Source organism: Streptomyces noursei, from assembly GCF_001646665.1.
Lineage (GTDB): Bacteria > Actinomycetota > Actinomycetes > Streptomycetales > Streptomycetaceae > Streptomyces > Streptomyces lavendulocolor.
Window position 1 is genome coordinate 1293 of record NZ_LWBU01000169.1, and the last position, 746, is coordinate 2038.

Here is a 746-nt window from a genome sequence, read left to right on the forward strand (position 1 = left end):
CGGGCGGCGCGGAGTGCGCCCTGACGAGCCGGAGGACGGCGCCGTCGGCGACCCCGGCCGACGCGAGGGTGCTGTCGTGGGGCAGCGCGGAGCCGTCGGACGTGATCAGCTGCCGGGTCATCGGCCGCGACGCGGCACGGTCGTCCAGCAACTGGAGGATGTCCGGGAGCAGTTGTCCGATCGGCGTGTCGGAGGGCAGGACGATGTCGGCCCGGCGCCGCTCACCGACCAGGGTCACCCTGCTCAGTTGCGCCCGGGAAGTCGTTGCTGTGCTCACCACTTACGGGAACCTATCATCGCGACGTCGGGAATTTTCGGGCCATTTCGACCGGTCTCGATGTCCGCACCGCCGACGCTCCCCCCATTCCCTTTACGGGTGTTACTGCGAACTCTTCCCGGAATCAGCGGACTTCTCCGGCTTCGCCGGTTGCTCGTACCGCTGCTCCTGTTTGCGCTGTTCCGCCTTCTGCTTCTCCAGGGTGTGCTGGAGGAAGGACCACCCGACGCACCCCGCGCACAGGACGGCCGCGATGGCGATGCCCGCGAACACCTTGCCGAGACGTTCGTCCGCCGTGCGCCTCACCCGCTGGGCGCCGAACAGCAGCGCGTCCCGCATCCTGCGCCGGCGTACGGCCACCGACTCCAGGAGCTGGCTGTCGTAATCCCGTGCCATGCGTCGTCCGTCCCCCTTGCTTTGCCTCCGCAACATAAGGCATGGGTGAGCGGCCAGTACACCCCCGGGGGGA

General features: G+C 68.6%; 2 protein-coding genes. Both read right to left on the bottom strand.

Annotation, left to right across the window (positions count from 1 at the left end; translation table 11 throughout):
- Positions 1-280 (bottom strand): EsaB/YukD family protein (locus tag A4V12_RS13715; RefSeq protein WP_199831281.1); only part of this gene is annotated, 280 nt, incomplete at its 3' end.
- 99 nt (positions 281-379) lie between these two features.
- On the bottom strand, positions 380-673 hold the full coding sequence (locus tag A4V12_RS13720) for a hypothetical protein (RefSeq protein ID WP_064069611.1): 294 nt from the start codon (positions 671-673) through the stop codon (positions 380-382).
- Between the last annotated feature and the right edge of the window lie 73 nt (positions 674-746).